The following is a 6,324-nucleotide window of genomic DNA, read 5'->3' on the forward strand; positions in this document are numbered from 1 at the left end:
CAAACGCTGGATCACCCGCTGGAAAGCCGCTCTCAACGCCTTCGCCATCACCTTCGAAGGCCGCCTGAACCCGACCACCCGATAGAACTAATTCAAGATCGAGTTACACCGTTTACTGGACAGGCCCGCCCGCGACGGTCGGTGAGCGTTGCTATGCGGAGGCTCTTAGGGCTCGAGGGCGGCTAGGATGAGGTCGAGGCCGAAGATGAACTCCTCTGCCGGGTCGTAGCCGGCAGCGACGAGCGCTGCGGCGGACTCGTTGAGGTAGGGGAACTCGTCAGGAGGAAGCTGGGGCAGGTAGACGTCCTCGGCCATGTCCGCGAACTCATCGGCGGTGTCGAACGGCAGGCTGGCTTCCTGCAGGGCGAAACCGTAGACGTAGACGTCGAGCAACCAGTTGGCGTGCGTCGCCATCAGAACCGAGAAGCCAGCCCTCCGCAGGCAGGCGGTGACCGCTTCGCGGTGGCGGAGGTGCGCGGGCCCCGGCGATGTCCGCGACTCCATCAGGCCGATCGCCCACGGGTGGCGTGCGAGAACCTGTCGGGCGGATACCGACCGCCGTCGCATCGCCGACTGCCAGTCGGTCTCCTCGGGCGGGAGCTCGATCTCCTCGAACACGATGTCGATCATGGCGTCCAGCAGCTCCTCCTTGTTCGCCACGTAGTAGTAGAGCGACATCGCGCCCGCGCCGAGCGCGCCGGCCAGCCGGCGCATGCTCAGCGCGTGGACCCCCTCGCGGTCGGCGATCCGGATGGCCTCGATTACCACCCGTTGCTTGCTCAGCCCCGCGTCTGGCGCGACCTGGCGTTTTTTCTTCCCGGACACGGGTCTCCTCACTCGCTCGAACGGCTTGACAATCGTCAAGCGTACGTTCATCGTACAGTGTACTAAACTGTAGTACAGTGTACGACGTACGGTGTACGAATCAGCGAAACCCCGAACCCGCTCGACAACCCGCCGGTCATCCGACCGCAACGAAGGAGTAAGAGATGAGATCACCGAAGAACACCGCCACCACGCCAGCCCGCAGTTGGTTCGTTCGAGGCCGGCTCGTCGGTGCCGCGGCGATCGCGTTCGCGGTGTTGGTGGTGATAGAGAACGTGTTGTTTGCGGTAACGGGCGCGCTGCCCTACGGCGCTCCGATCGAGGAAGTGCTGGCCTACTACGCGGCCAACCGCGACGCGGTCGCGATCGTGTCCGGTCTGGTAGCCCTGTACCTGCCGCTGCTGCTCGTGTTCGTGACGGGCCTGCACGGCCTCGTGGAGCGGCGCGGCGGAGCGGGCACCGACTGGTCGCGCCTCGCCTTGGCCGCTGGCGCGACGCTGTCGGCCATCTTCGTGCTTGTCAACGTCCTGCAGATCGGGCTCGCGCTCTCCGCCAGCGGGCTCGCCGAGCCGACGCCCGCGTTCGGGCTCGTCTGGCAGATTCACGCAGCGGCGTTCGCGCTGGCGCTGCCGATGCTCGGCACCACCTGCATCGGCTCGGCCCTCGCCGCGCACGCGAGCGGGTTGACTCCGGCTTGGCAGCGCCTGCTGGGCATGGTGGGCGGGAGCCTGCTGCTCGCTGCGGGGCTGGGCAACCTCGCGATCGCCGACGGCTCGCCGCTGATCTTCGTCGGGCTCCTAGGGTTCGTCGCCTGGCTCGTCTGGCTGCTCGCGACCGGCGTGCGCCTCGTCCGGTCGTGACCGAGATGAGGGCGGCGCCAAGGTCGCGCACGCGGGCGAGGACTCCGTGGAGGGCCGCCCGGGGATGGCAGCCACAGCCTCGATCGCGACCACCCGTGCGTATGCACGCCCAGACCTGCCGCCACGCCGGCGGACGGACCGCTCCTCTCAAAAGAAGAACCTGATGGCCATCCGAACGAACACCCGGAACCTGCTCGATAACCCGCCGATCCCGGTGCAGGCCAAGCTCGCCACCGCCTGGACCAGCTCAAGTTCCTCTACATCTACGTCGAGTCGCGACTTTGCCGGGGCCCTGGGTTTCCAGCCCTCTGCGGCGCCGTCGGCGCCGCGATCCTCGGAATCAGAAGGACGAATCATGCGTCGATACACCAAGCCGGCTGTCGTAGTCACGGCGCTGGGTGCGCTCAGCCTCGCGGTCTTCGGATCGGGTGCCGCGGACGCGGCCAGCACGGTCGGCGGCAACACCGGCTCCGGGCCGTCGCCTCGCATCACGGCGGAATCCGCCTCGTGGCACCACGGGATCTCCCAGGTGAACAAGCGCATCATGCAGCGCTACACCAGTGAGTTCCTGCCCGGTCGCGATCCCGCTCTGGCGAGAAAGTTCGTCAGCCCGGACATCGTCGTGCACTTCGGCGGCCAGACGTGGCAGGGCCGGGACACCTATCTCGGCATCGTCGCCGCGAACCTGAAGGCCTTCCCCGACCTCAAATGGACGGTGGAGGACATGCGGGCCGAGGGTGACACCGTGGCCATCCGCTACAGCATGACCGGCACCCACAAGGGACCCTTTGCCGGGGTCGAGGCGACCGGCAAGGCCATCCGCTCGGAGAGCATGGCGTTCTACCGCTTGTCCCACGGCAAGATCGTCGAGGAGCGAGCCCAGCTCGACATGCTCGGCATCCTCCGGCAGATGGGCGCCATACCCGCCGCATAACAGCGGAGCCCTGCGCTTCGCCCTCCTCCGACGCGTCCGTCCCTGCTCCCGAGGCCGCCAACCTGTTCGCAGGAAGGCCCGCCGGCGGAGAGTTCATCGAGGGTGAAGGGCGATGACTCTGGAAGTTTTTGTTGGTAGTGCGCCGCCCCGCGGCGGTGGGAATGGGCCGAATACGGCGGTTGTGCCGCTGGTTTCCAGTCTTCTGCGGCGCCGTCGGCCGCTGTGATCATCGAAATCATCCAGGTGCCCGATCAGGGCACCTGAAAGGAAATCTCATGAGCAAGGTCATTCTCGTCACGGGTGCCGGACGCGGTCTCGGCACGGACATCGCCCGCGAGGCCCTCGCCGCGGGCCACCAGGTCGTCGCCACCGGCCGCCGCCCCGAAGAGGTCGAGAAGACCCTGGGCGGGCCGCAGGACAACCTGCTGGTCACCAAGCTGGACGTCACCAGCCTCGAGGACGCCCAGGCCGCCGCGCAGGCCGCCGTCGACCGTTTCGGCCGCATCGACGTCCTCATCAACAACGCCGGGAACCTCTTCACCGGCTACTTCGAGGAGATCTCGCCGGCACAGATGCGCCATCAGTTCGAGACCAACCTCTTCGGACCCATGAACGTCACCCGCGCCGTCCTGCCCCTCATGCGCCGGCAGCGCGCCGGCCACGTCATCACCATCACCTCGACCGCCGGCCTGGTCGGCATGGAATTCACCGCCGCCTACGCCGCCTCGAAGTTCGCAGAAGAGGGCTGGATGGAGTCCCTTCGCTACGACGTCGAGCCGTACAACATCCACACCACGGTCGTGGAACCCGGCTACTTCCGCACCGAACTCCTCGGGGACGGCTCCACCACCTGGCCCGAGCTGTCCATCGACGACTACGCCCCGCGCACCGCCCCGACGATCGAGGGCATGAAGAGCATGAACGGCCGGCAGCCCGGTGACCCCGCCAAACTCGCCCGCGCCCTGCTCACCATCGCCAACCAAGACAAGCCCCTGCAGCGCTTCGTCGCCGGCGCGGACGCCATCGAGGCCGCCCAGGCCAAAGCGAAGGAACTCCTCGCCCAGGCCGAGGCCTCACGCGAGCTGGGCGGCAGCCTGGCCTACGACGATACCCAGGCCTGAGCAACACGCCCCGCACCCCGGCCGAGGCGGACGCCAGGTGCATCTTCGACAGCATGGAGAAAGGCAACATGCCACTCAAAGGCGAGTACGAGCCGAGCACGGCGCAGTTTGTACGTGACCAGGTGGAGCTGTACGAAATCTCCGGTGGTACGCAAGGAACGACGCTGGGCATCCTGGTCGTACGTCCGGAAGACGAGAAGCTACGGGACCTGCCTGTCGTCATCCTGACCACCCTGGGCGCCAAAAGCGGCAAGATCCGCAAGTCCCCGCTCATGCGGGTGGAGCACGACGGCTCCTACGCCGTGGTCGCCTCCGCGGGAGGAGCCCCCACACACCCGGTCTGGTACCACAACGTGGTGGCCGACCCCCGGGTGGAGCTTCAGGACGGCCCGGTGCGCCAGGACATGCTGGCACGCGAGGTGACCGGGGACGAGAAGGCCGTGTGGTGGGCCCGAGCCGTCGAGGCGTTCCCGGACTATGCCGAATACCAGAAGAACACCGACCGCCAGATCCCGGTCTTCGTTCTGGAGCCGGCGGCCGAGGAGCACTGACCCCAGCTGACAGCGGCCAGTTCCAAATCCCCCGCGGACGGCCAGTACATGCTCGGCTACCTGAACGAAGCCATGCGCATCACCAACGGCTAAGGCGTCGATGTCGTCGGCAGGCTGGTCTACGCCGACGCCACGCCTGAGCAACACGCCCCGCACCCGGCCGAGGCCGCCGCCGGGTACGCCTACGGCAGCTGACCCGCTATCTGGGGAACGGCACCGGCGCCGGCAGCGCGGGCCACCGAAGCACGGCCCTTTAGCGGGTGGGCACCGCACTGGTCATGGACCTCACAGGCCATGACCACCGACCGGGCCTGATGACCGCTACGACAAGGAATACCTGATGAAGCACGTATCACTGGGCGGGCTTGATGTCTCCCGCATCGGCCTGGGAGCCATGACCATGGCCGGGACCTACACCACGGGCGGGGGGCTCGATGACGCCGAGTCGATCCGCACCATCCACCGGGCGCTGGAACTGGGGGTCACCCACATCGACACCGCTGAGATCTACGGCCCCTTCCACAGCGAGGAAATCGTCGGCAAAGCCATCAAAGGCCGACGCGACGACGTTGTTGTGGCGACGAAGTTCGGCCTGGTCTCCCACTCCGGCGGCGGCCCCGGCGTGATCGACAGCAGCGGCGACAACGTGAAGGCCGCGGTCGAAGGCTCGCTCAAGCGGCTCGGTACCGACCACATCGACCTCTACTACCAGCACCGCGTCGACCCGAACACGCCCATTGAGGAGACCATCGGCGCGCTGGCCGAGCTGGTCGCCGAAGGCAAGGTGCGCCATATCGGACTCTCCGAGGCCGGCCCCGAGACGATCCGCCGGGCACACACCGTGCATCCGGTGGCCGCGCTCCAGACGGAATACTCTCTGTGGACCCGCGACGTCGAGGCCGAGATCCTCCCGCTGCTGCGCGAGCTCGGCATCGGGTTCGTGCCCTACTCCCCGCTCGGCCACGGCCTGCTGACCGGGCAGATCCGCACCGTCGAGGACTTCACCGATGACGACTGGCGCAAGACCAACCCGCGGTTCACCGGCGAGAACTTCCAGCGCAACCTGCGCATCGTCGACGAGGTGCAGGCCATCGGCGCCGAGATCGGAGCCACCCCGGCACAGACCGCGCTGGCGTGGCTGCTGACCCGCGGCGACGACATCGCCCCCATCCCCGGAACCCGGCGGGTCGCGCGCGCCGAAGAAAACACCGCCGCCGACGGCATCGAACTCAGCGCCGCTCAGCTCGACCGCTTGAACAACCTCACGCCGGCCGCGGGCGAACGCCATGACGAGGCGAACATGGCCAGCATCGACCGGTGACCGTCGGCGCCGCTGCACTCCCTTGAAGAGGCCGAGGTCACGAACCCGCGGCTGCGGTTGCAGTTCTCAGCTCCCGCACACTTGAGGGTTAATTGATCTCACGGCCGCAGAACCCCATCCCGTACCGGCGCATGTATGGCGTGTACTCGCAAGGACTGCGCCGCAGCCGTACAAGCCGACGACGGTCTCGGGGGCGGACTGCTGGACGACATCGCCCCCGGGAGGGACGCAAGGACCTACCGCTGGACCGGCTGCGCGACCGGGTGCTGTTCGAAACCGCCTACCTCTGCGGCGCCCGCGCCGCAGAGGTAGGCGGCATAGGCGCGGGTCTTCTGCTTGTTCCTGGCGTCCTTCGTCATGGCGGTGTCCTCCAGGGCGTGCCCCACGCGTCTTCGCCCAGGAGACGTCAGCCGGAAGGTGAGCTTCGCAGGAACGCGCGGCGACCACCAGATGCAAGCCGTGCTCCAGCAGCCAGTCGGCCACCCGGTCGACGCGCTCACCCTGTCGGGCGTCCGTGCTCACCGTCGCGCGGACCTCCAGCAGCAGGGCCGTCGAGGTCGGTCATGTGTGAGTTTCAGCCGGTAAGTGGGTCTGGTGCATTTGCCGGGGAGCGGTCACGGAGTGCGACTTCCAGGCGCGAGTGAGGCCGGGGCTGCATGGAGGGTGGTAGCGATCGCGTAACGCGTTGCGCGTGAGAACGGCCGTTCTGCCA

Annotated in this window: 7 protein-coding genes; 5 read left to right on the forward strand and 2 right to left on the reverse strand. The window is 67.5% G+C overall.

Going from position 1 to position 6,324, the window contains the following annotated elements; translation table 11 throughout:
- Positions 1-165: 165 nt before the first annotated feature.
- Positions 166-825, reverse strand: a complete 660-nt coding sequence (locus EJK15_RS66720; RefSeq protein WP_138720502.1) for a TetR/AcrR family transcriptional regulator — start codon at positions 823-825, stop codon at positions 166-168.
- Positions 826-989: 164 nt separating this feature from the next.
- Here EJK15_RS66720 and EJK15_RS66725 point away from each other — a divergent pair, with 164 nt between their 5' ends.
- From EJK15_RS66725 to EJK15_RS66745, 5 genes are all read left to right on the forward strand, one after another.
- Positions 990-1,685: a DUF4386 family protein gene (locus EJK15_RS66725; protein WP_138720503.1), complete on the forward strand. Its 696-nt coding sequence runs from the start codon at positions 990-992 to the stop codon at positions 1,683-1,685.
- 355 nt (positions 1,686-2,040) lie between these two features.
- Positions 2,041-2,619 (forward strand): ester cyclase, encoded by a 579-nt coding sequence (locus EJK15_RS66730; RefSeq protein WP_171075387.1) that lies wholly within the window; start codon positions 2,041-2,043, stop codon positions 2,617-2,619.
- A gap of 275 nt (positions 2,620-2,894) precedes the next feature.
- Positions 2,895-3,740 (forward strand): SDR family oxidoreductase, encoded by an 846-nt coding sequence (locus tag EJK15_RS66735; protein ID WP_138720505.1) that lies wholly within the window; start codon positions 2,895-2,897, stop codon positions 3,738-3,740.
- A gap of 68 nt (positions 3,741-3,808) precedes the next feature.
- Positions 3,809-4,291 (forward strand): nitroreductase family deazaflavin-dependent oxidoreductase, encoded by a 483-nt coding sequence (locus tag EJK15_RS66740; protein ID WP_138720506.1) that lies wholly within the window; start codon positions 3,809-3,811, stop codon positions 4,289-4,291.
- Positions 4,292-4,631: 340 nt separating this feature from the next.
- The gene (locus tag EJK15_RS66745) at positions 4,632-5,612 is read left to right on the forward strand and encodes an aldo/keto reductase (protein WP_138720507.1); all 981 of its coding nucleotides are present in this window, start codon (positions 4,632-4,634) and stop codon (positions 5,610-5,612) included.
- A 236-nt stretch (positions 5,613-5,848) separates the two neighbouring features.
- Here the strand turns inward: EJK15_RS66745 and EJK15_RS76995 are convergent, their stop codons facing one another.
- The gene (locus EJK15_RS76995; RefSeq protein ID WP_276615611.1) at positions 5,849-5,971 is read right to left on the reverse strand and encodes a hypothetical protein; all 123 of its coding nucleotides are present in this window, start codon (positions 5,969-5,971) and stop codon (positions 5,849-5,851) included.
- Between the last annotated feature and the right edge of the window lie 353 nt (positions 5,972-6,324).

It is taken from the genome of Nonomuraea basaltis (genome assembly GCF_005893125.1).
Lineage (GTDB): Bacteria > Actinomycetota > Actinomycetes > Streptosporangiales > Streptosporangiaceae > Nonomuraea > Nonomuraea basaltis.

Bases quoted from the DNA above. Each gene is read 5' to 3' on its own strand.
- EJK15_RS76995 (WP_276615611.1), bottom strand. From the start codon at position 5,971: ATGACGAAGGACGCCAGGAACAAGCAGAAGACCCGCGCCTATGCCGCC.
- EJK15_RS66735 (WP_138720505.1), top strand. From the start codon at position 2,895: ATGAGCAAGGTCATTCTCGTCACGGGTGCCGGACGCGGTCTCGGCACG.
- EJK15_RS66745 (WP_138720507.1), top strand. From the start codon at position 4,632: ATGAAGCACGTATCACTGGGCGGGCTTGATGTCTCCCGCATCGGCCTG.
- EJK15_RS66740 (WP_138720506.1), top strand. From the start codon at position 3,809: ATGCCACTCAAAGGCGAGTACGAGCCGAGCACGGCGCAGTTTGTACGT.
- EJK15_RS66730 (WP_171075387.1), top strand. From the start codon at position 2,041: ATGCGTCGATACACCAAGCCGGCTGTCGTAGTCACGGCGCTGGGTGCG.
- EJK15_RS66725 (WP_138720503.1), top strand. From the start codon at position 990: ATGAGATCACCGAAGAACACCGCCACCACGCCAGCCCGCAGTTGGTTC.